The 25,127-nt window shown below is 35.4% G+C and carries 18 protein-coding genes; 10 read left to right on the top strand and 8 right to left on the bottom strand.

The window, feature by feature from the left end; translation table 11 throughout:
• Window position 1: 1 nt before the first annotated feature.
• The 4 genes from IW16_RS18220 to IW16_RS18210 all read right to left on the bottom strand — a co-directional run bounded on the left by IW16_RS18220 (window position 2) and on the right by IW16_RS18210 (window position 3,762).
• A complete protein-coding gene (locus IW16_RS18220; RefSeq protein WP_034747756.1) occupies window positions 2–2,083 on the bottom strand; it encodes an ATP-dependent nuclease in 2,082 nt (693 codons plus the stop codon).
• A 180-nt stretch (window positions 2,084–2,263) separates the two neighbouring features.
• Entirely contained in the window at window positions 2,264–3,037 is a 774-nt protein-coding gene (locus tag IW16_RS18215) for a hypothetical protein (protein WP_131327933.1), read from the bottom strand.
• A 171-nt stretch (window positions 3,038–3,208) separates the two neighbouring features.
• Window positions 3,209–3,340, bottom strand: a complete 132-nt coding sequence (locus IW16_RS27105; protein WP_262484371.1) for a hypothetical protein — start codon at window positions 3,338–3,340, stop codon at window positions 3,209–3,211.
• 173 nt (window positions 3,341–3,513) lie between these two features.
• Window positions 3,514–3,762, bottom strand: a complete 249-nt coding sequence (locus IW16_RS18210) for a helix-turn-helix domain-containing protein (protein ID WP_034747751.1) — start codon at window positions 3,760–3,762, stop codon at window positions 3,514–3,516.
• 757 nt (window positions 3,763–4,519) lie between these two features.
• On the opposite strand from IW16_RS18210, the gene IW16_RS18200 reads away from it, so the two are divergent.
• The 5 genes from IW16_RS18200 to IW16_RS18180 all read left to right on the top strand — a co-directional run bounded on the left by IW16_RS18200 (window position 4,520) and on the right by IW16_RS18180 (window position 11,407).
• Window positions 4,520–5,068 (top strand): hypothetical protein, encoded by a 549-nt coding sequence (locus tag IW16_RS18200; protein ID WP_034747746.1) that lies wholly within the window; start codon window positions 4,520–4,522, stop codon window positions 5,066–5,068.
• Window positions 5,069–5,560: 492 nt separating this feature from the next.
• On the top strand, window positions 5,561–6,232 hold the full coding sequence (locus IW16_RS18195; protein WP_034747744.1) for a hypothetical protein: 672 nt from the start codon (window positions 5,561–5,563) through the stop codon (window positions 6,230–6,232).
• A gap of 335 nt (window positions 6,233–6,567) precedes the next feature.
• A complete protein-coding gene (locus IW16_RS18190) occupies window positions 6,568–9,072 on the top strand; it encodes a PIG-L family deacetylase (RefSeq protein WP_034747741.1) in 2,505 nt (834 codons plus the stop codon).
• Window positions 9,073–9,172: 100 nt separating this feature from the next.
• Entirely contained in the window at window positions 9,173–10,864 is a 1,692-nt protein-coding gene (locus tag IW16_RS18185; RefSeq protein ID WP_034747740.1) for a sodium:solute symporter, read from the top strand.
• A gap of 24 nt (window positions 10,865–10,888) precedes the next feature.
• On the top strand, window positions 10,889–11,407 hold the full coding sequence (locus IW16_RS18180) for a DUF2911 domain-containing protein (RefSeq protein ID WP_034747737.1): 519 nt from the start codon (window positions 10,889–10,891) through the stop codon (window positions 11,405–11,407).
• 242 nt (window positions 11,408–11,649) lie between these two features.
• On the opposite strand, the gene IW16_RS18175 is transcribed toward IW16_RS18180, so the two are convergent.
• Window positions 11,650–13,005 carry a serine hydrolase domain-containing protein gene (locus IW16_RS18175; protein WP_034747735.1) on the bottom strand — a complete coding sequence of 452 codons (1,356 nt, stop codon included), beginning with the start codon at window positions 13,003–13,005 and terminating at the stop codon, window positions 11,650–11,652.
• 203 nt (window positions 13,006–13,208) lie between these two features.
• On the opposite strand from IW16_RS18175, the gene IW16_RS25810 reads away from it, so the two are divergent.
• On the top strand, window positions 13,209–14,258 hold the full coding sequence (locus IW16_RS25810) for a sensor histidine kinase (protein ID WP_051890465.1): 1,050 nt from the start codon (window positions 13,209–13,211) through the stop codon (window positions 14,256–14,258).
• A 3-nt stretch (window positions 14,259–14,261) separates the two neighbouring features.
• Entirely contained in the window at window positions 14,262–14,981 is a 720-nt protein-coding gene (locus IW16_RS18165) for a LytR/AlgR family response regulator transcription factor (protein WP_051890463.1), read from the top strand.
• A gap of 178 nt (window positions 14,982–15,159) precedes the next feature.
• On the opposite strand, the gene IW16_RS18160 is transcribed toward IW16_RS18165, so the two are convergent.
• Window positions 15,160–17,070 (bottom strand): amidohydrolase, encoded by a 1,911-nt coding sequence (locus tag IW16_RS18160; protein WP_084694584.1) that lies wholly within the window; start codon window positions 17,068–17,070, stop codon window positions 15,160–15,162.
• Window positions 17,071–17,781: 711 nt separating this feature from the next.
• Between IW16_RS18160 and IW16_RS18155 the strand changes: the two genes are divergently transcribed.
• The 3 genes from IW16_RS18155 to IW16_RS18145 all read left to right on the top strand — a co-directional run bounded on the left by IW16_RS18155 (window position 17,782) and on the right by IW16_RS18145 (window position 22,742).
• A complete protein-coding gene (locus IW16_RS18155) occupies window positions 17,782–18,906 on the top strand; it encodes a helix-turn-helix domain-containing protein (RefSeq protein WP_034747732.1) in 1,125 nt (374 codons plus the stop codon).
• Window positions 18,907–19,063: 157 nt separating this feature from the next.
• Entirely contained in the window at window positions 19,064–20,110 is a 1,047-nt protein-coding gene (locus IW16_RS18150; RefSeq protein WP_228376962.1) for a serine hydrolase domain-containing protein, read from the top strand.
• Window positions 20,111–20,342: 232 nt separating this feature from the next.
• Window positions 20,343–22,742, top strand: a complete 2,400-nt coding sequence (locus IW16_RS18145; protein ID WP_034747721.1) for a hypothetical protein — start codon at window positions 20,343–20,345, stop codon at window positions 22,740–22,742.
• 70 nt (window positions 22,743–22,812) lie between these two features.
• On the opposite strand, the gene IW16_RS18140 is transcribed toward IW16_RS18145, so the two are convergent.
• Window positions 22,813–23,658: a tetratricopeptide repeat protein gene (locus IW16_RS18140; protein WP_034747718.1), complete on the bottom strand. Its 846-nt coding sequence runs from the start codon at window positions 23,656–23,658 to the stop codon at window positions 22,813–22,815.
• Between the two features lie 364 nt (window positions 23,659–24,022).
• Entirely contained in the window at window positions 24,023–24,757 is a 735-nt protein-coding gene (locus IW16_RS18135; RefSeq protein WP_034747715.1) for a hypothetical protein, read from the bottom strand.
• Between the last annotated feature and the right edge of the window lie 370 nt (window positions 24,758–25,127).

The raw sequence follows: 25,127 nt of genomic DNA, 5'->3' as shown, positions 1-25,127 counted from the left end.
ACTAGTCAATTTTTGTAATTTCAATGTGATCATTTTTTGCTAACCATTCCAAGCCTTCTTTAATATATTTTGGGACTTTCCATTCAAGCTTAGTTAAATTTTCATCAAAAGTCATCAAATCGAAAGTGAAATCTGTTTTTTGTTTAGAAGATGGATCTACTTCTGATTGATCTTTTTCCGTATCCATATAAATTAAGTCATCCAAATTTTTAAGTTTTTGATAAGAAAAAGATTTATGCACATTTAACTCTACACCGTCTTCAGTAGAATATTTACCTTTAAAAAATACTTGATTGCAATTAACAATTGCATTTTCCAGGCTTCTTGCAACAAAAGTTTCATTATCTTCAGCAATTTGGAAAGCTACTCTAATAGTTGTTGATTCATCTAATTTTTCTTCATAAGTTAATGCTAGTAGCTCTGAAATTTTCGTTTTCTTAGGAAGCCATATAGATAATGTTGAATTACTTGTATTTGCATCAGCTTTTAATACATGACAGGATTTACCAGTGATAGAATCAACAGAATCTATATCAGTTATAACAAGAACTTTTGTATTTAAGAATTTAAAAAACTCTTTGAATTTATGAGTATAAGCTCCACCTACTTCAATAATTGAAACATATTCATTTTCCAGTTCTTTAGCAACTTTCTTTATAAACAAAGGCATCAATAGTTTTTCGGTGATACCTTCAACCATAATTACCTTATCTGCAAAAAATAAATCACATTTGTTTAAGTTTAAATATTGTTTCAAAAATCTAAAGGTATCTTTATTGGTTTCTCTATGCTTAAAGTCATTAAAATCCTTAACCTCGACAATATTTTTATTGTTTTTTTTAAATTTGTTGAAATATCTGATTCTCTCAAAACTTCTTTTCACATTTAGACCTGCCTCAGCAATCATATGAGAAGAATGAGTACTAATAATTAATTGCACTTGTACTTTGTCTTCTGATAAAGTTTTTTCAATAGTTTCTCTCACTTGTTCAACAAATACTTGTTGCATCTGCGGATGTAAATGTGCCTCTGGTTCCTCAAGAAGAATTGTTAAGATTTCAGTCTCATGCTTCGCTTTATTTTTCTTAAAATGTTCGATAAAAGAAACAATTTTTAAGACCAAAAAAATTAGATTACTATATCCTAATCCGTTGTAGTTTTCAGGAAGTTCAATATCACCATTTTTGTAAAAATATTTTATATTATTTTTTATGATGTTCTCTGGGTCAAATTTAGATTTCAGTATTATTTCAGGAATATTTATTTCCTTGTCGACACCGAATGATTTAAGTTTTTCTAGAATTTTTTCAAGGACTTTTTCATATTTTTCATCCAATTCAGTAGATACGTTTTTTAAAGTACTTTTAAGCGCTTCAACATCAGCATCCTGATCACCATGAACATTTTGATAATAATCTGAAAAACCAACTGCTAATGATCTATTTCTATCTGTCTTAACATCGTCTAATTTTCTAGATGCTTGAATACTTTCAAAATATAAAACTTTTGAAATTCTACTTAAAACATTATCTTCTATTAAATTATCTCCTCCAAAAAGGCGTGTGGAATAATATCCAGTAATATTTTCATTTAGCCATTCAATTAATCTTATGTCTTGATTTACTCTGTTATGAAATGTTTTAAAAAGATTAATTGTATCACTAGGTTCATGTTTGAAGAGTATTGTTGCTTCTGTTTTTGAATCGTCTAAGTCAGATATAAAGTCGCTTATATTTATTAGAGAATCTTCATTTTTATTATACTCAATTTTTATTTCTAGTGTAATTCTGGGAATATTTAGGATAATTTCTTTTTCCAGTCGATTTCGTTCAACTTCGTCGACTTCAACAAGTAATTCATCGTTAAATTTTTTGTAGCAATTTTCAAAAATTTCATAACTATTTTGAGAAAAATCATGAAAGGAAATTTTATATTTTCCTCCTAGAAATAAGTTAATGATTTCAAAAAGAGAAGTTTTTCCTGTGTTATTTTTTCCAACAATTAATGTTATATCATCTTCTATATTTATTGAAATATCATCTAATAAACGAAAATTGGTGACTGAAATTTTAGTTATTTTCATGGTTAAATATTGGAAATAGTTTTAGTATTTTATAAAAGATAAAAATAGTAAAAGAGCAAAAAATCTCATTACGGATTTCCATAAAAATAATAACCCCAAAATCTTATAAGGATTTATTTAACAATTTAATTATTATCTATTTGGAAAGTAATATCCAAATTCAAGAAGACCTTAATGAGTTTAGGAAATAAAATTAGATTGTAACCCCTTCAATTTTTCCTTGAAATTTAAAATAGAATTAATGGATTTATATAGATATATATATGGATTCATCACATTGCTAGCTGCTAGTTCCATGTTGACTTGCGATTCACGAATTATGTTTAAAGTAAATTCTTGAAGTTTAGTATTTTGAGAATAATCAACTAGGCTTTCGAAATTTTCATTCTCTTCTAAATTGTCAATCAATTCATCTAAAATAATGTATAAATTACTATCTGTTGTTAGATTGCTATTTAAATAAACAGATCGGATTTCAGATTTAAATTGATTATAGGCATGATTATAATCCTTTATTCTAGGCTTAGTTACAATGGTAGTGCCTAAATCATTATTTACATCAAAAATATTTGCTAGATACTTAAAAGGAAAATTTGGAGAATAATTTATCATATCTTTTCTTGACTCATCATATAGCAAAAAATATAATTTTTTTTGATAAGCATTTAATGATAATAGCAATAGTTTTATAGCTTTATTTAATTGCTCAGCACTTTCTTTTCTTATTTTAATTGCTTGAAGATTTCTAATATAAATTTCAATAATTGCTATTGTAATAATAAGTATTAATAAAGAAAGTGCTAATCCCCGAACGTACTGTTGCAATTTATCAGAATCGAAGATTATATTTTGATTTTTTTCCAAATTGGAAGTATCAAAATATGAATCTATTAAAAATAATAAAAGTGTAAATATTGAAAGTCCTATAAGTATTATTTTGAATTTTTTTTCCATATTGAAGTTTATTGTATCGATAATTATTTTGATTTTTAACTTACTGTAAATAACAAAAATAAAAAGCATCTCAAAATTTCCAATCAGTATTTTCACTGAATTTCTTAAAGATTTAGAAAACTCGTCATAAAAAAATCCCAACTCTCGTCAGGTTTTTTTTGAAATAAAAAGTTATTTACCTTGCGGTTTCTTAGGTGGTTTTAAAGAAGGTGTATTTCCTGGTGTCTCCTTATTATCGCGTTGGCGTTTATCTGGTTTGCCAGTTGATTCTGCTATTCTTTTAGGTCCTGGTTTAAGTGCCATAATATTAATGTTTTGTTGGTAACTTAGTCAAATTTATCAATGATAATTTATACCACCTTACGGCTTCCCGTAAACAACAAAAATAAAAAACCTCTTAAAATTTTCAATCAGTATTTTTACGTAATTTCTCCAAAGCTTCATCACAAAAAAAAATCCCAACTTTCGTCAGGATTTTATTTGTTTATTTCTCTAAAAAACTCTTCTAAAGTAATTTCTTTCTTTCGACAAATTTTTGCTAGTGTTTTTATAGACATATTGTATTCGGTCTTTACTGTTCCTAAGGCAATATTTTTAATTTTCCTAACGGTACTTTCTTCAATATCACATTTAGATGCAAAATCTCTCTGCGATTTTGCTTTTGAAACCCAGTTTGTGTAAATGTATTGGCAGATGGCAATATTTACCTCGTTTTCTTCGTCCATTAAAAACAAATTAAGAGAAAGAGAAAAAAAATAATGCGGTTTTCTGTGCGCAATATTGAAAATATTATTATATTTGTCTAATAAGCTACAATAAAGTAGCTTTGCGATACTTCAAAGAATATTAGAAGCTATTGCTTAGAATCTCGAACAGAAAACTGGTAATTTTTAGCATACGAGACGATAAGCAGGAAGCTCACGACCTAGGCGTGGGTTCTCTTATCTGTATGCACGGTATACCAGTACCTCTGTTCGGATATTGTAGAGTCCCATGCCGTTTTTATTTTCATGCTGTCCAGCTGTTCTACAATCATCTTTTTCTAAGCCTGCTTTACTACATCAAGTATCATGACATGTTACAATGGAGTGTACAATCCGTTGCGGCCTTAGGGCTTTCTGAAAAACACAAATTCTATCATAAGTTTTTATTTTGTCTTGTAGGGCGGGAAGTTCTGCCCATGCTGAACTTCCTCCCTTTTTACAACCAAGCTTGTTTAAAGCATCTTATGTACAACAAAAACCGAAGATTCAACGAAGTTAAAAGGCAGAAAAGTTTTTTAAACACTTTAGTTATTTTAAGGTTCCAGCTTTGTGAATATCAGGTACACCGAAGTTTTATGAAAATCTTTGATTTTCTTCTGAAGTGTCCTTATTGATGCAGGAAGATGCTAACCTTTCTTAAGTGGGCTAAAGTGTTTTTAAAATTGATTCCTGCGGAAAGATAAAATATGAACAGAAATTATTACAAAAATACAAACACATGAAAAAGACCAGAACAGACTTTGAGCCCCCATGTTGGGCGGTGCTTAAAAAGCAATCAGGATTACAGCTGATGGAGACTTTCTTTCAGTTCAATGAGCTGGATACTTCGAAAGAAAGGCTCAGCAAGATTATGAATTATGCCGTAAAAAAGAATAGCTGGATCAATGAAGATCCTGCGGTTACCTTTGAATTTTATCAGTCGATGAGGTCGTTGATCCGGGCAGGATATCTCATCATGCTGAAGGAAAGAAAATGGGCTGTTGACACCCAGCCGGAGAAGATTTCCCCGTGGGTTCTTGGTCTGCTTTCGGAGAAGGAATACCGGAATCCTCTGCTTGTTTTCAAAACAGCATTCAGGGAATACACCCTCAAAGAATATGATTATTTTATGTCCGGAATCGTCTATTTCTCAATGGGCGTTTATGAAAATCTACCGGAAAGAAATATCGTGATGCCCTACATTCATACGGTTAAAATGCTGGATGCCGCCCACCTTATACTTCAAAGAAGGAGAGAAAAGAAAATGGCTGACACGAATTCAGAATAAGAAGGCTGAAAAGGTTGAGAGTTTTTGCTATAGATGCTTAATATAATGATGGTGTATTTTTTCTGACGCAAAGTTTTCATTTTTGAAACTGTTGATTGTAAGAGAGCAAAGGATAGAGTCAACTCCGTTGATTCGTCGAAGCGTATGGATAAGCATACCGCTTGATCAGCGACAAAGTCGCATCACTTTGTCTGCTTACAAAAAAGCGGAATCATCAATGAACTTTGTGTTTATCTTTTTCATCAAAAAATAATTTCAAACATGATCTATTGAATACTGTATGTATTATAATCAATCTGGTGTATTGGTATCAGAAGCAGAATTAACATTTTCATAAAGTATAATCAGGCACATTCAGATATATAATGCCATAATTTTTTCTATATTTAGAAGAAGAATAGTAGTATATGTCTACGAATGTTTAGACAAAAGGCTTGTGTTTGTATTTTGCACTCTAAAGCATGCCTGGAAAATATAATATAAAAAAAGACAATGCCGATCAACCAACTACCTCCGGACGGAGGAATGCTGTATAAAGAAACAGATATGGCTCAGTTTTTTCCTGAGCCATTCAACGCAGTAACTGCCCTATTATTTTTAGCCATAGCCATTTTTTGGACTCTTAAAATGAAGGGGAATTTTAAAGAATATCCCTTTCTAACCTACTGCTTACTCTTGTTATATATTGGCGCTGTCGGAGGAACTGTTTACCATTCATTCAGACAGTGGCCGGTATTTATCATGATGGATTGGATGCCCATTATGCTGCTCTGTTTGTCTGCCGGATTTTATTTTGTGGCTCAGAGCACCCGATGGTACTATGCTGTTTTCATGGTTCTGGGGTATCTATTGCTTATGTTCGGTTTGAGAAATTGGATTTTGGCAGATAATACTTCCCTCTTTATCAACATCAATTATGCAATCATGGCTTCGTTTGTGCTTTTTTCGGTAGTAAGTTATTTAATCTATACCCAATGGAAAGCAGGCAAATGGGTAGGCTTTGCTTTATTGTCTTTTGCTCTCGCACTCACTTTCCGTATAGCTGATAAGTGGGAATGGCTGAGTTTCGGAACACACTTTTTATGGCATACTTTTGGGGCTGTTGCAACATTTTGTATGTTTAATTACATTTATCTTACGCGGAATACAATTAGAAAAATATGAGTAGTTTCTATTTTAGCTGAAACTCTGACTCATAGATAAAGTGTCTTTAAACTTAACTACAAAAGTTTTATTTTCTGAACACTTTAGTACACTTTAGAACGTGTAATGAAATACCGTACAATTAAGTTCACATTAGATGAAAATCTTTGATTTTCAATATAACTTTGGTGTACTTCTTATACACAAAGTTAATCACTTAAAATAGCTTAAGTGTTTAAAAAGCTTTTGTGACTTAATAAAAATTTAAACAGTTTTTTTGTGAAATTCACAGTCCGGTTCTTTTAAGGTTGAAAGAAAGATGATTTACTTATATTTGCCCTGCAAAGTAAAATTAAATGTTCAAAAAAGTAAGCACTGTATTTATCCTTGGATTGTATACGGTTTTTTGTTCGGCCCAGCAGGTCCGGCCATCAAAATCATCTGAAATTTACCGTGAACTCAAAACACTTAAACAACTGCCTAAAGTTTTGTACCTGGCAGCTCATCCCGATGATGAAAATACAGGACTACTCTCCTGGTTAATCAACGATCAAAATGTAGAAACGGGGTATTTGTCTTTAACGAGAGGTGATGGCGGCCAGAATTTATTAGGCACAGAGCAAGGGGCTGCATTGGGTTTAATCAGAACGCATGAGCTTTTAGAGGCAAGAAAGTTAGATGGTGCCCAACAGTTTTTTACGCGTGCGATTGATTTCGGGTTCTCTAAAAATACAACCGACACTTTTAAACAATGGGATGCAGACAGCATTACAGCTGATGTAGTTTGGGCCATCCGTAAATTCCGTCCTGATGTAATCATTTGCAGGTTCCCTCCTACTGCTGCGGCAGGCCACGGACAACATGCGGCTTCGGCCGTGGTTGCGGAAAAAGCTTTTAAGCTGGCAGGCGATAAAAATGCTTTCCCGGATCAACTGAAATATGTAAATGTATGGCAGCCCAAACGTGTTTTGTGGAACACTTTCCGCTTTGGTTCAGTCAATACCACGGCCGAAAATCAACTGAAAGTTACCGTTGGGCAATATGATGCACAATTGGGAATGGGCTATGGTGAACTGGCAGGATTAAGCAGAAGTTTACATAAAAGCCAGGGGGCAGGAACACAGTCTGTCGCCGGGATCAGAACTGAATATTTTTCCCACGTTATCGGTGAGCCCGCAAAAACAACGCTTTTTGACGGAGTAGTTAAAACGTGGTCCGGAAAAGGAAACGCTGATATAGACCAATCGTTAGATAAAATTATTTCCGCCTTCAATTTCAACGATCCAGATCATAGCCTGCCTGCTTTGCTTGCTCTGCGGAAAAAGATCATGGCACTCCAAGATGGTGAACTGAAAAAGGATAAGATTAAATCGCTTGACAATATCATTTTAAGCTGTGCCGGGTTTATGGGTGAGGCCGTTACCAATCAGGCTGAAGCTGTTGCCGGAGATCACTACAATTTCAGGTTAAATTTGATTTCAAGAGCTGCAAATCCTGTTGTTTTGGAACATGTAAAATGGTTAGGTCAGTCAGAAAGTTTCAACAGAACCCTATCAAAAGATTCTTTAATTACCATTCAGCATGATATTCAGATTCCTGCTGATGCAGCACTCACAGAGCCTTACTGGTTGGCAAAACCAGCCACGAACGCAGCAACTTTCTCTGTTCCCAATGATACATTAATCGGTTTGCCTGAAGCAGAATCACCAATGAATGTTTTGCTTGGTTTAAGAATCGGTTCGGAGAAATTTCAGGTTAAACTTCCCCTATCTTTCAAGAAATTAGATCCGGTACGTGGTGATGTGGTCGAAGCCTTGCGCATTGTTCCTGCTTTGGAAGTGAAATTTACGCAACCCCTTTATTTGGTCAGAGAAAATGAAGATTTACATTTAAGCTTAAATTTTAAGGTAAATTCCAGCAAACAATACAGTAAAGGCGTTCTCAACCTGATGTATAACGGAGAGCGATTAGGCGGTGCTGATATAAGTTCTCTCAGTGGGAAAAATACGACCATCGATTACGTTATTCCAAAAGCCAAGCTTTCCTCCATACATTCATCTCGTCTGCAACTGGATGCAAATTTTGTTGCAGATGGAGTAACTTATAATAAAAAACAAGTATTAATTCAGTACCCGCATTTACCCTCCTTACAATATTTTGCACCCGCAACGGTAACCGTCATGAAAGGCGATATTCAGGCGAAGGTTAAAAAAGTGGGTTACATAGAAGGTGCGGGCGATTTCATTCCTGAGTTCCTACGCATTGCAGGGATTCAGGTAAATGTCCTGAAAGATGAAGATTTTTATGGCAACTTAGATGAATCCGGTGGAAAAGGCGGTCCGAACAAGCTGTTGCAGTATGATGCCATCGTATTGGGTGTTCGTGCCAATAACACAGTAAAAAAGCTGGATCGCTGGATGCCTTTTTTATGGTCTTATGTAAAAGCAGGAGGTAATCTGGTGATGCAGTATAACACCAACCAGGATACAACCGTTGACCAATTGGGAATGTACAATTTCAGCATTGCCAACAAGCGGGTTACCGAAGAAAATGCTGCGGTTACATTTTTAAATCCCAATCATAAATTACTGAACTTTCCGAACAAAATTACAAAGGATGATTTTAATGATTGGGTACAGGAGCGTGGCGCCTACTTCCCCGATCACTGGGATGCGGCGTACGAGCCACTTTTTGAAATGCACGATACCGACGAACAGCCTCTGCAGGGATCAACTTTATATGCCCGGTACGGGAAGGGTAATTTTATTTATACCCCGTTGGCATTTTTCAGACAGCTGCCTGCGGGAAATGTTGGTGCGGCACGTTTATTTTTTAACTTTTTATCTGCACAGAAAAACTAATGAACAAGCAACTTAAAAATTGGAATACCTGGTACGTGTTATTAGCGGTCGCATTAGTATTGCAGATCGGATTTTATTATTTGTTTACTAAATTCTGGGCATGAGTAATATAGACTGGACAGTTCTCATTTTCACACTTGTTGCAGTGGTGGTTTACGGCGTATTGATCGGTCGTGGCCAAAAAAGCAACGAATCGTACCTTAAAGCAGATAATAAAATGCCCTGGTACATTGTGCTTATAGGGATTATGGCTACCCAGGCCAGTGCCATTACATTTCTTTCGGCACCGGGCCAGGCTTATACAGACGGCATGCGTTTCGTTCAGTATTACTTTGGTTTGCCCCTGGCGATGATTGTGATCTGCATCACCTTCATTCCGATTTTTCAGCGCTTGAATGTTTACACTGCGTATGAATATTTGGAAAACCGTTTTGATAAAAAAACCAGGGTGCTCACTTCACTGCTTTTTCTTTTTTCCAGAGGATTATCAACAGGAATCAGCATTTATGCTCCAAGTATCATCTTATCAAGTGTTTTAAACTGGAATATTTATTTGACCAATGTTTTAACAGGCGGTATTCTGTTGATTTATACCTACGTTGGCGGAGCAAAAGCGATCGCTCACACCCAAAAATTACAGTTTCTCATTATTCTGGGAACAATGGCTTTTGCAGGTTATTTGCTTATTCAAAATATGCCGAATGGAATTGGTTTTAAGGATGCGCTTTATCTTGCGGGGAAATCCGGAAAGCTCAATGTAATCACCACAGAATTCGACTGGAAAGATAAATACAATATCTGGAGCGGATTAATTGGCGGTTTTTTTCTGGCACTCTCCTACTTCGGTACAGACCAGAGCCAGGTCGGAAGGTATATCACTGCGAAAGACAATACCAATGCAAAAATGGGCTTGCTGTTGAACGGATTGGTTAAAATTCCGATGCAGTTTGCGATTCTTCTTATCGGTGCTCTGCTTTTCGCATTCTTTTCTCTAAAACCGGCTCCAATTTATTTTAACGAACGCTCTTACCAGCATTTAAAGGACACCCAGCCTGAACAGGCTGCGGTTTTTGAAAAAGAGCACCAGGATTTACAGGTAAAATTTAATGCAGAATCGAAAGAAATTTTAGAGCTGAAAGAAACTCATTCTCCCCAACTCACAAAAAGAATTCAGGATTTTAAAAATACGCAGACCCAGGTAAAAGCACTTCACGGTAAGGTAGAGGAAGCGATCAATAATTCGAACTATAATGCAGAGAAAACGGATACGAATTATATTTTTCTGTATTTCGTAAAAAACACCCTGCCTGTAGGGATGATCGGTTTACTCTTTGCCGTAATTTTTCTGGCCAGCTGGGGGTCAATTTCGGCAGCGCTGAATTCTCTTGCCGCCTGCTCGTTAAAAGATGTTCATTTGATATTCAGAAAAGAAATTCCTGATGATGCAACCGAATTGAAGTACAGCCGTCTGCACACTTTGGCATGGGGTATATTCTCAATCGGTGTAGCCATGTTTGCCACTCAAATGGGTTCGCTTATTGAGGCGGTTAATGTATTGGGCTCTCTTTTCTACGGTCCGATATTGGGAATTTTTCTTGTGGCATTTTACTATAAAAAAATCACAGGCACGAATGTATTTATTTCTGCAATTTTATCAGAAATTACGGTTATTGCCGTTTATAATTTTGATATCGTTTCTTTCCTTTGGCTTAACGTCATCGGGGCAGCGGCAGTCATTATATTTTCTGCAATCGGTTTAGTGTTTTATAAGCCGAAAGCAGTAAATTCGTAAACGAACAAAATAAACAAAAATATTATGAAAACCATCATTAAATCTGCTGCCGTCCTTGTTGCGACGATGACAATCTCTCTGAATGCCTTTGCACAGGACACTAAAAAACCTGCCAGCCCTCCAGCTACAGCTACGGGGAAAATTAAAGATGCAACCATTACAATTGCCTATAGCAGTCCTTCTGTAAAAGGACGTACCATCTGGGGTGGTTTGGAAGCTTATGATAAAGTTTGGCGTGCGGGTGCCAATGAAGCAACTACTTTCGAAACGGATAAAAACATTACCGTTCAGGGTAAATCTCTGCCTGCAGGTAAATACAGCTTTTTCTTAATCCCGAAGGAATCAGGAACCTGGACTGCGATTTTTAACAAAGAGCCAAAACAATGGGGCGCTTATAAATACGAGCAAGCTAAAGATGCTTTACGTGTTGATGTCAAAACAAAAGCTTTACAGACAAGCCAGGAGGCTTTGGTTTACAAAGTAAACAGTAATGGATTCACAATGGACTGGGACAAGATCTCAGTTCCTGTAGAGATCAAATAAATTGGCAACAATATACTTTATTGTATCCAATCAGATCTTTATATAAAGTATATTATCTATGGTATAAAGCTTAAAATATTTTATCATTTACTACTTAAAATGTTAACAGCAAAATGGTGCCACTTGTTTTAAAGCGGCGCCATTTTTATTAATAACAGATTATAAGTTATATAATCTTTTTAGCTTATTAATTATGAGACTATGCTGTTGATCATACGCAAAACCTTGCCCGTTTGTAAAATTTACACCTTCTTACAATGTATAGACTGCTTCCCCTGAATAAGTTTTATACCAACAACTTTTCCTTTTTCGTTTAGCAAAAACTTGAGTTCTGCGCCATTGTCAAAAGAATAGAATTCATTTTCTCCGATTCTCTTAAGCAGGGCCTTTCTGCTTTCTTTACCTTCTTTTTCATGATTATACATTGCAATAAATAAGTGATTTTTTCCTGCCTGAGTTATTTGAAATGTACCAACGGTAATAACGCCTGCCAATTTTGCTTTGTAGATTCCCTTATATATTTCTGTAGATGGGGCTGTTTCACTGGAATATGTTGTGAAGTCCGGGCTTTTATATTTTTTTTGGTAATACCTGGAAACAATACCGATTACAAGATCATTCAGTTTTACATTGGTTCCGTTTGCCAGAACAGCAATACTAAAACTGTCTTCGGGAAAATATGCTATACCGGAGTGGAATTCATCTATTCTCCCTGTATGACCATATCCTGTTCTATTATAAAATGGCGTTTTAAACAATCCGTATCCGAAGACAATTTGAGGGTCTGCCTTTTTCATTTGCTGAACTGACTTTTCTGAAATCAAGTTCCCTGTAAAAAGTTCTTGCATTAATTTCGATAAATCTTCGGTGGTAGAAACAATATTCCCGGTTGCAAAGGTGAAACTTGGATGCGTATCAGATTCCTTTGACCAATTTTCGCCATCAAACTTGTAAGATTTAGTTCTCTTACCATATTGACTCGGGTCTTTTTCACAATAGGTATTGTGCATCCCGACTTTATCCAAGATTCTTGCTCTGATGTTTTCTTCATAAGATTTCCCTGTAATATCTTCTATGATGTATCCCAGCAGCAAATAATTTGAGTTGCTGTAAGAGCTCTCCTTTCCCGGTTTGAAATCAGGTTTTCCCTCCTGCACCAGCTTCAACATATCCTCTCTTGTGTAATTCTTACTTTTTTGGTCGTAATAATCTTCCCACTCCAAATAATTGTAGATTCCGCTGGTATGATTCAGCATGCTTCCTATGGTAATCATTCCGGCATTTTTTATGGTTGGGAAATAGGTGCTGAGTTTGGAATCAAGCGACAGTTTACCTTCTTCGATAAGCTGAAAAGTAACAACTGCAGTAAAAACCTTTGTAACAGACCCAATCCTATACCGATCCGAACCCTCTGCGAACTTATTGAAGTCGCCTTTATAAATGGTTTCGCCATTTTTCTGAAGCAGAACACTACCGGAAAAAGCATTATTTTTTTGGAAATTAATCAACAGGCTGTCAATTGACCTTTTTAAATCAGGGTTTTGAGCTGATAATACACTAAAAATACTTAAGATAAATAGCAGGCAGATCTTTCTCATTTTTTAATATTAATTTTTTATATACTGCAAATAACGTAAGCTTTGTAGAGGCATTATTTGATTTTTTGACCAACCACACAAAAACCCGGATATATAAATCAATAGGTCCTTTCATTATTTTTGTCCTGAAATAATGCATATTGGTGTAAAATACGACAGGTCCATTCAGAAAACATTTAACTTTATGGTTTTTATTACAACATATGAAGTCACCAAAAGTATACACGATTCTAAGAGTACTGCTCAATATACTTTTTGTCGGATTTATTTTATTTTCCAGTGCAAATAATAATGATAAAAATCTGCCTTTCGTCTTTATTTTATTATATAACATATTACTTTTTGTACCTGCCTGGATCAATAATTTCCGGCTTCTCCCCAACCTTCGGCGAACAAAAAAATTACTCCCGTATTTAATCTCAGTAATCACCGCTTTTTTTGTTTCAGTTCTGGTGACAGGTTATTATTTACAGTGGCTTTATAACCGGTTCAATACGGACGAATTAACCGATTTCACATCATTAGCCGCTACATCTTCAGCTCCCGGATTATTGGAAAAATATCAATCCTACTTTGATGTATTTCCGGGAATCATTATTATACTATTTGTTATGGCAATGGGGTATTCACTACAAGAATATGTATTAAAGGCCAAAAGAAATGAACAGATCCAAGCACAACAAAGGATTGCTGAGCTCAGCCTCTTAAAATCTCAGATCAGTCCTCATTTTCTTTTTAATGTATTAAATAGCTTGTATGCCCTGTCCCTCAAAATGTCAAAAGAAACACCTGACATTATCTTAAAACTTTCCGATATCCTGCGATACTCGTTATATGAATCTCAATCTCAGGAAATTTCTATCGCGAATGAGATCCATATTTTGAATACATACATTGATATTGAACGGCTGAGAATGCCTTCAAATGCGCAGATCTCTTTTCACCATACTGAAATAACAGAGTCGGCGAAAATTGCACCAATGCTCCTATTACCTTTAATAGAAAATGCCTTTAAACACGGTACTGATTCTACGATTGGCGTCTCATATATCGATATTACTTTACATTGTGATGACAACAACCTTACATTTAAATGTACCAATAGCTTTAAGGAAACTGCAACAAAGGATTTTGGAGGAATAGGGATCGAAAACATACAAAAACGCCTTTCATTGCTGTATCCGTCAAGACATGTATTTAAAATTAAAAAAGGTAAAGCTGATTTCTGTGTAGATCTCGAAATAAAATTATAAAAAATGATGAAAATAAAATGCTTAATAGTAGATGATGAAAAACTGGCTCAGGAAGTTTTGGTTCATCATATTTCAAAATTTGAAATTTTGCAGCTGGAAGGTATTTGCAATAACGTGTTTGAGTTGATCAGTTTTTTAAATAAAAATAAAGACATTGATTTGATTTTTTTGGACATCAAAATGCCAGAGATCAGTGGAACTGATTTTGTTTCTATTTTTAATCATCCTCCTGCCATTATATATACTACCGCATACCATCAATACGCTTTGGAAGCATTTAACCAAAATGCTATAGATTACTTATTAAAACCTATTTCTCTTGATCGTTTTTCTAAAAGCGTCCAAAAAGCAAGTCAAAATTTAGGAAAAAATCAACAGTCCAATTCGATGATGAATGGAAAAGAGGATGAGAGTTTTTATGTAAAAAGCGATAAACGGCTGGTAAAAATCAATGCTTCCGAATTGATCTATATTGAAGGTATGCGCAATTACGTTTGTTTGTACACAGAAAGCAGCAATGTGATGGTTCATGGGACATTGACGACCATTGATGAGACCCTAAAACACCTCAATTATATTTGCCGGGTACATAAATCTTTTTTTATCAACCTCAACAAAATTAATTATGTAGAACAGCATGTGATATCGCTGACCAATAAAAAGAACATTCCCATAGGATTAAGCTATCGTGATGAAGTCTATAAAAAATTAAAAATAATGTAAGAGTATTCAACTGAGCTTTATGGTCAATTACCTATAAAGTAATTGAAGACTATCCTGTCTTACGTACAAAAGCGGCAAATATCTACGATATTTGCCGCTTTTTACTGCATCATGCTTTCAACTTTAGCAGAAAGCGTTTTATTCCTGCTGAATTATGTGAAACTAAATTCGGAATCCATTATAAGTTATTTGAGAAGATGGTATCTTTTTCAGACACTGCTTTTCCATTTTTGTCTCCCACATAAACACATATACCCCCTACCCATGTTTCCAATACCGGAATGTTTCGCATTTTCATGTATTGTAAGGATGGAGTATTTAATGAAAGAGGGTCCTGTTCCAATATAACAAAATCAGCAAAGTGCCCTGTATTCAATGAACCTACCCATTGATCTGCATAGCACTGCCATGCCGCATCATAAGTAACCGCAATCAATGCCTGCTCGGGGGTAATACGTTCGGCGCTGTTTAAAACTTCAATATCTTTTGGATTTTTTTCCATTATTCTGGTAATGGACTGTTCCATCATTCGCAAAGGTCCCAACGGGCTTACCTCATTGTCGCTGTGAAGTGTAATTCTCATACCGGCAGCAAGCGTTGAACCGCAAAGATCCAGCATTTGAGCCTTTTCACCGAATATCACTTCTTTAAAAGCGTATCCCCAGTAGCCTACGTGTCCGATAAGGAAACTTGGTGACACCCCCATCTGCAGCATATTAGTTATATGATCTGCCGTCAGCAGTGAGCAGTGCTCAATACGATTACGAAGTTCGGGGCCTCTATACTGAGCAAGCGTACGCTGATAAGCATTGATTGCAAATGTTACCGCCTGGTCGCCATTGGCATGAACCATTAGCGGCCAGCCTTTGCCGGCTACCACCGTATTGATTAATGTATTATAACTTGGAGGAATGGTTTGTGCCGGAATACCTGCCTGTGGAAAATTAAAAACCCCAGTATTATTTGCAGGATCGCACAGGTATGGAACACTCTGATACCCGGTCAAGCCTTGGTTCGAACCGTCTGAAACCACTTTGATATGTCCACAGTATACCGGTTTATAGTGATCGGGTTCTTTATAGTGATCCAGCTGATCAACATCTTCCTGGCTGGAACAAAGATAGGCCCCGCCTGTCCTCACCCACTCAGTATGGGTCTCGAAATATTTGGTTAAAAGCATTTCTGATCCTTTGTTCAGTCCGGCATCATACATAAAAGTAACTCCTCTTGAATTCGCCAGTTTAAAAAGTTGGGTAAGATAACTGTTAATCTGTATGCTCATAGCAATGATCTGCAGCTTTACGACCTTCAAGGCAGGTGTCATTTGCAAACCTTCCTGTAACTGACCTCTGGTCTCACTGATATACTTATCAACGCTGCCATATTGCTCTTTGATCTCACTGCTATGATCAAACACATGCTTTAATGCCTCGGTGTTAAGATAAAGCGTATGCATAGAAGCACTTAACAGCATCATTGGTTTCTTATTATTAATACTGTCAAGTACTGTATTATCAATTGTTATCAACTCTTTTTTGCCATTTTTTTCCTCAAAAGGCATTAATGACGGATCCAGTCCTCTTCCCAAAATAACAAATCCCGGAATTTTAGGAACATGTTCGTTGATGATTGATCCCACAGAAGTCAAATCATATACAGCCAGCAAATCCTGTCCTTCAAAAGGGCTCACATCCAGCCAGCCCTGCATCATTGCCGTAGGAATCATATGAACATGAGGCTCGATCAGGCCGGGAAGCAGCGTTTGAGTTTCGGTTAACTCCCTTTTTTGATATCCCGGATAGTTCTTGTCCATATAGTCTTTTACATCCCCCTTATTGCCAGTTATCACTACATTTCCATTGGCTACTCCAATGGATTCAATAGTTTCTGTTGAGCCTCCAATCATAGGGCGGATAATTCCCCCACTGATCATCAGATTTTGTGGTTTTTCGTGGGTTGCTTTTCCGGAACCGGGGTTTATTTTCGTTAGATTCTCTGCACTGAAAAGTTCTTCTTTAAGGATTTCCAAAACAGGATTGTTGCAAGAGCAGTGGGTACAGCCATGCGTGTGTTTGTGTAGTGTTTCCATAGGAATAATTTGGTTTTAGTTTTTATATAAATGAATTCTATGCTTATCAATTTTTAATTATACATCGGCATTATGCCCATGAAAACATAGGCCTGCCACAGGGCATAGCTTATTATATAATTAAAATAAAAAGAGGAATTTTTAGTATATTATATTAAAATAAATATTTATGCGTGAATAATTTTCATATATTTTCATGGATTAGTTTACTTTATAAAAATAATAAAAATATTCTTTCGATCTGTATTTTTTATCACCAAGTATTGATTAATTATCTCTGTCTGACATTTTAATTTACAGCCCCCTTATGTATTGTTAAACATTTTAAGAAACAGTACATCTCCAAATCTGCCTACTCTACTTTTATATTTATCATTCATTTTTTAATTTGGACCGGTCTGGTTCCGTCGCTCTCAAACGAATTGTTTTGTGGAATCAAAACGTTTTTAGAAAGTTATCATAACCACACGATACAATTATGCGGTAGCGCTGGATTTTGTACTAGCAGAAGTGGAGAAAGATAGATTTACAGGAGCAATTAAGTTTTCTGTGAAAGTCAGTTTTCAAAGAAACAAAAAAGGTAAAATAACTGCTGCTAAAGATCTGCAAAAAACATCTAAATAGTCTCGTATTATGATATCATATCTGGAAAATGATTATTGACAATCACTTTTATTTATCAGATATATTCTATTTTTACAAAAAGATTAAATGGATAAATTAAGTTTTCTGGAAGTCATTGCTGCGATTGCCGTCTTTATCTCGCTCCTGCTTGCCGTATTCTTAGTAACGGTAAAAACAGAAAGGAAACTGGAAAACAGATTATTTGCAGCTTTCCTTATCATTAATGCCATTGATATCAGCGGACTTTTTATGCACCTTTTTATTGACAGTTACAATCTGAAAACTTTCAAAATATCTGCTTACTTATTAGTAATGCCTCCTTTCTATCTTTACGTTAATTCCGTTTGCTATTCTGATTTCACCTTAAAGAAAAAGCATTTACTGCATCTTATCCCTTTCATCGTTGGCAATTTAATTTTAGTTCCAAGACTTTATCTTGCAGAAGGTCCCGCTAAAGAATACTTCTTTAACCATATGTGGCACTCCCCTGAAATGTTTTTTTATCAACTCATTGGGGAACTGCAGTTTTTCTTTTATATCATTGGGGTGTTCATGATACTCAAAAAATATAAGAAGATTTATCTTGAAAATTACACCAATCCGAACACCTTATTATACAAATGGCTGTTTCAGCTTACAATTATTTTCTTATTCATCCATGTATGTATTATTTTTAAAAATATAATACGATATACTGCATACAACGATCTATTTATTTGGCTGCATATTCTGGCAGGAACTTCCTTTTTATTGGCTGCCTGTTGGTTTATATTAAAGGCACTCAACTATCCTGAGCTTTTTCGCAGAATAGATTCTACCTTACAACCGACAAAAGATTTTGCTGAAACTCTGGAAACTGAAAATAAAACCGACGAAACAAAAAAAAATCAGATCGAACAGCTTAGAAATTTCATGGTTGAAAAAGAACCCTTTCTAAATCCTTCCCTGACCATTCAGGAACTGGCACATCAGGTGGGAATTCCCGTTCGTGAATTGTCTGTTTTAATCAACCATCACATCAATCAGCATTTTTTTGATTTTGTGAATGAATACCGTATTAAAAAAGCAATGATGATTCTGAAAGACTCTACAAAAAAAGACATAACAGTTTTGGAAATCTTATATGAAGTAGGTTTCAATTCAAAATCTTCTTTTCATACTTCATTTAAAAAATATACGAATCAAACACCAACAGTATTCAGAAACAGTTGACAATTAATCAATTGTAAATAATCGAACTTTGGACTGCAGATAATCGGACTCATTTTATTCATTAAAATGAGTCCGACTTTTTTATATGGACTTTTTTCAAGATTCTCCACAGCATATTTGCATCAGAGTATGAATGTCAAATTAAAACTTAAAAACTATGAAATATTTAATCCCTATTTTATTTTTTGCCTTATCTGGGTGTAAAAGTGTTCAGCCAATCAGTAAACAAAATGTTGAACATGCGATTACAAAAAATGCTCTTCAGTTATTAAAGGACAAAAGATTTCATTCGGTTTCCATTGCAGTTCTTAAAGATGGAGCATCCACCACAAAACATTTTGGAGAATTAGCGATTGGAAAAGGAAACACACCCAACGATTCCACCCTTTATGAATTAGCTTCTGTCACGAAAACCTTTACAGGTTATGTAGCCGCAAAAGCCGTACTTGATAAAAAAATAAATTTAGATGATGATATCAGAATCTATCTTAACGAACCTTATCCCAATTTAGAGTTTAAAGGTGAACCTATAACTGTCCAACACCTCATCACCCATACCGGTGGATTTCCCAACTTTCCAATAAAAAGCGAAAATAAAGAGGCTTTTTTTGAAGGATTAAAACTAATCAAAATTGAAACGAAACCCGGAGAAGTCTATTCCTATTCCAACACGGCTCCAGAGTTGACAGCATATATACTTGAAAAAGTATATCAGAAAACCTTTGAGGAACTGGTCACTGAATTTGTTTTGAAACCCAACACAATGAACCAAACGAAGTTTACACTCAATGATCATGACAGGACAAGATTGGTAAAAGGCTATAACGATAAAAACGAGTTAATGCCTAACTTCAACAGAACTTTATGGGGTGGAATTTCAGGATTGCACTCAACGACTACGGATTTAGTGAAATATATGAAACTGCAGCTTGACAAGTCGAATCTTGTGGTCAGCGAATCTCATAAAAAACTGTATAAAGAAGGTTCTGATTTTTGGGAAGGCTATCATTGGTACATCATCGAAAAAGATAATGAATTAATTTATAGACATCACGGAGGAATATATGGAATGCAGAATTGGTTGGTGATCTATCCTAAACAAAATATAGGAATATCCATATTGACCAACACGAGCTTTAATGAAACAGGAGAAATTTTAGAAAAAGCAGTTGATCAATTGTATGATGATATCAATGTAAAATAACAAATAAAAAAAACATAACAGCTGTTTGGTAAAATGGCGGGTACAGTGCCTTTTCAAATTTAAATGATCAATATTGATCGTACAAAATCATGGGGCTTAACATTTTTTTGTAAAGCCCTTTGATGTATTGTTATTTCTTTGCTCTTTTTTATGAAATAAGAACCTAAATATCCATTCTCCAAGTCTTTTAAATGATTACATTAGCACCGAATTAAAATGCGCTAAGATTTCTATGAAAAATATATTCTTTGTATTGCTTATTTCAATGGTACAACCTGTACTGGCACAAACTAAATTAGAAAAAGCAATTACCAGTCTTGAGAATAATTATAAGCAGGAAAAAGTATACTTACTTACCGATAAATCACAATATGCAGCCGGTGACAAAATCTGGTTTAAAAGTTTTGTATTTGATGGATACAACCGTTCTGCAGTATCTACTACTTTATTCGTTGAGTTGTATAATTCTGATAAAAAATTAATAGACTGGAAAACGATACTCCTCACCAATGGTGAAGGCAGCGGAGACTTTCAACTGAAAGAGGATCTCTCTGAACAGGTTTACTTTGTGAGAGCTTATACTCCTTACATGACCAATTTTAACGAAGATTTTCAGGTGGTGAAAGCTCTTCCTGTTTACAATCCCAACTCTACAGAATCACTGGTGATTTCCAAAAGTTCTGACTGGTCTGCAAAAGCATCTCCTGAAGGCGGAACTTTCATTAACGGTATGCCTTCGAAATTTGCCGTAAGACTATCAAGCACAACTTCCCTTCCGGAAAACTGGACCGGAAAAGTAGTAGATACGCAAAATCCCAATGTACCTATTACCACATTTAAATCTTTTGACAGAAATGTAGCCTCTTTTAAAATAACACCTGCTTCAGGAAAAAAATACCAGGTTATCATCCAGGATAATGCGGGAAAAAGTAAAACCATAGATCTTCCCGCAGCTGCAGACAGCGGTCTCAATTTAGAAGTTTACAGTTCCAAAGAAGGAATTAAATACACCTTAAGAGGCGTGAACTTAAAACAACAGCTTCAAAATTATAAAATTGTAGGAACGATCAGCAACCACCTTGCCTACAAAGCCAATATTAAGAATTTAACCAACGAGGCTTCAAGTCTTATTCCTACCAAAATCAGCAATGGATCCAACTGCATTCTGCAATTAGCCGTTTTTGACGAGGACGACAATCTGGTTGCCAAAAGACTTTGCTTTATAAAACCCGATCAATTAAAAATTGAGAAAGCAGAAATTATAGGTCAGAATATCAAACTGACTCCAAGATCTTTCAACAGCATTGATCTTTCTCCGGAATCCTATTTTAAAAATTATACTGTTTTGGTAAGTGATGACAGTGGAACCCAAAATCCGGAAGAAGAAAATCTTCTGAGTGCACTTTGGTTAACGGGAGATTTTACATCAAAAATAGACAGTCCGGCGCAATATTTTTCTAAAAACGCCAATACAGAAGCATTGGATGCACTTCTTATTTCTGAAAACTGGCAGAGATTTGACTGGAATTCGTTACTTGGCGGATCCGTACCCACCATCAAAACTAAACCTCAGCAATATCTTTCCTACAAAATAAAACCTATTAAGAACAATGCCCTGGTGATCAACAGCACGGTAAATTTAATATTGAAGCTGGGTAATAGTGAGCCTGTCATCAACCAATTTCAAACGGATCAAAACGGATATGCTTATTTAAATAACCTTAACTATAATGAACCGTTGGATGTTTCGTTATTTGTAAATTCAGAAAAAAGCACAGAATCAAGTACTGATAATTTATTCGTCACCATAGAACCGCTGGTCAATCCCACCTCATTTACTGGTAATTTCCCGGGTACAAAATATCAATTGGTAAAAGCCGGTGACAAGAAAGCCGTATCTCCAGCGATTTCCAGAGCGATCAATACTCAGAAAAACATTAAAAAAACAGAGAATGTTGATGTACAGATTGAAGAAGTAAAAGTAACAGGAAAAAAGAAAGATCCGAAAGAAGAATTGGACAGCCAACTATCCAGCGGAATGTTTAGTTCTGTGAATTCTACCGTGTTTGATTTCGTCAATGAAGACCAGCATACCAACGGATCCAATAATATATTGGACTGGCTGCAGGGAAAAGCTGCCGGTTTAACGTTTCAAAGAAACAGTTCTGGCATCAATGTACCCTCCATCCGCGGCCAGCAGGCTAAGCTGTATCTGGATGAAAGCCCTACCGATGCTGCCATGATTGCCAATGTTCCTGTAAGCACGATTGCCATGGTAAAAGTGATTAAAGAAGGAGGATTGGTCGGTAATGCCATAGCCATCTATACGATGAAAGGGAATATGAAGTCTAAAAACAACAACAAAGAAATGCAAAAGAACAACTCATCTGTCGTAAAAGGATATGATAAGCCTTCCGAATTTCTTATTGAAATGCTAGATGATGATTCTGCGGTAAAAATTGAAAATGATACGAGAGAAACCCTTTACTGGAATCCAAATTTATTTGACAGCGACTATGTTCCGCCAAGAATTAAATTTTTTAATAATGACAGCGCAAAACAATACAAAGTACTGATCATAAGTTTTGATGAAGACGATAATCTTCTTTATGATCAGCAAATCTTTAAGTAATATATCTCCGCATAAAAAAGCCTTTCAGCAGAACTGAAAGGCTTTTTTTTATGGAATGGCCCAAAATTATTTAAGCTAAATTATGCCATTTTTTGAATAAACTGTCGTACTCTTTTTGATCCGAGTTTGTCTTAATTAATCTGGCAAGCTGAGGCAAATGTACTTCGGCATCTGCTTTTCGCTTATGATACACCAAAAAGTCGCAATAGTTCCAGACATTGGCAAAATAAGCTTCCAAACTAATGCTTTTTCTGTAATGGGTTTCGGCTGCTGTTAGATCATTATTCATTAAGTGACATGATGCCAATTGATCATACAGAAAGGCTTCATCGTGCTGTTCCCAACTTTGGGTGAGTGCTTCCTCGTATACCGCAATGGCATTGGCGCTGTCCCCTTTCATCAAAAACTTCCCTGCGCGGTTGACAAAATCATTGGTTTTATCATTTCTGACTGGTCCAGAATCTTTATCTGTATTCACAACCCCAATTTCACCCGACATTGCTGCTTTTGTCAGAAAGACCACTAATTTTTCATCTGATTCCGTATGTTCAAAAAAGTCCTGAACGGGTTTAGACAAATGCTCTTCAAGCTCAATAGTTGTTGTCGCCTGGCTCAATCGGGTATATAATTTAGAAATCAATTGATCGCTTGAAATATTCATACTGTTTAAAATCTCTTTCAAAAGATCTAAAACGCCTAATAAATGGATTTTATACTCAGGTGTAATTTTATCTCCAAATGGAAGCACAAAAGCTTCTCCCAATTCTTTTAAAGCGGCATTTGAATCTCCGCCTGCATAAAGTTTTTTTGCTTTGCTCAGTCTTTCAGGAGCATTTTTCAATCTGTTTCTGCCGGAAAACACGGTATAGATGACAAGAAAAACAATGATTGCCCCGAAAATAAGAATGTATTTCATAATTTTATTTTTTTTGATGAGTTCCTGCTCTGTTAAAGCCTATTGTTGCTCATAAGAGAGACAGATATGATTTAGTTTTCATGGTTTTATAAATAATCCTCCCCTCAAAAAATAAACAAAGAGTATCTTCTTCAGCAGAGGACGATATGGGTTTTTAAGTAATGTGTTCTGTTTTTTTTCTATTCTTAAAAACAATCAGCATGTGCGAATACCCGGACATACTGATTGAGACTCGAACATTAAATCCCTTCATTTGTGTTGTTTTTACACGCTTTGAGCATTGTTACGATGCCTGTTTCGTGAAAGGAATCCAGTGTAATCAGAATCCCCCCTGCTACACGTTCCCTTTTATAATTTTCACAAATTACCGGTCTGCTACTTCTATGTCTGTTATTTTCCCACCTTCCCAATATGTGGTTACTTTAGACTGCAGTTTCAGAATATCTGTAATCGTGAAAATATATTTTTTTCCATCTTCCGTAAAATAAGTAAGTTCTGCCTTAGTGCTCAAACGGTTGATCGGATACTCACCTTGCTGTTTGGCAATGTCTAAAACATTTTTTCCATTAGCCACATAAGGTGCAAAACCCTGTAATAATCCAATTTCCTTTTCCGGAGAATAAGAATCCACGATATGCTGTACCTCTTCAGGAATAACGATTTTACTTTTTGTTATGCCCGGTTTCAGAACGACATATTGCGTTTCAGAAGGTGTTGTAATCACAATTTTATCGATAGCCGTGTTTTCATCTACCAGATAATAGGCATCGTTGAATCCTGCATCTATATCATGGCTGTAATAGTGAAGATCGTCTTCTGATTTTAACTCATTCTCTTTATTAAAAGCTTTGAGAAAAATCATGTCATTTTTTGGATTTTTTACCTCCAGATAGATATATTTTTTTCCTTTTGGTGCTATTTTCATCATTTGTTCCTTAGCTGAATGCAAGACTTTTGCTTCCTCCAGCTTGACGATCGTAATAGGATTTTGATCTATTTTGAATTCTTTACCTACTTCTATCTTTGTATCTTCCTGTCCACAGGATGTGAAAAGGAGCGTAAGGGAAAGAAGCGGGATTAAAAAGACGGTTTTTCTCATAAGTTTAAAATTTTGCGTTAAGATTATTGTTTTTAAAATGCAATGATAGGTGAAAATGAAACGGAAGTTTTGACAGATTACCAAGTGTCAGAATTCTGGCTAAATTCGTCGGGTTCCCAGACAAATCCGTTTTTCAAAAAAATCATAAATCCGTCAATAAAACACACGCTTAATCGAATCAATCTATGATTGATTCTGTCTTTACTTCCTAAATTATGCATGGCTTACATAAACCTTTGCGTCTATGAAATTCTTCTATTACAGATACCAAAGCATTTATTATTAAACGCAAAGTTTTTACTTCCAGAATGTTCCAGTTTTAAGGAAAGCAAAGAAGGCGACTCTGTCGCGGATGAAGCGGATGCATAAA

This window comes from Chryseobacterium vrystaatense, from assembly GCF_000737765.1.
Classification (GTDB): Bacteria; Bacteroidota; Bacteroidia; order Flavobacteriales; family Weeksellaceae; genus Chryseobacterium; species Chryseobacterium vrystaatense.
This window is presented reverse-complemented; position numbering and strand designations above follow the sequence as displayed.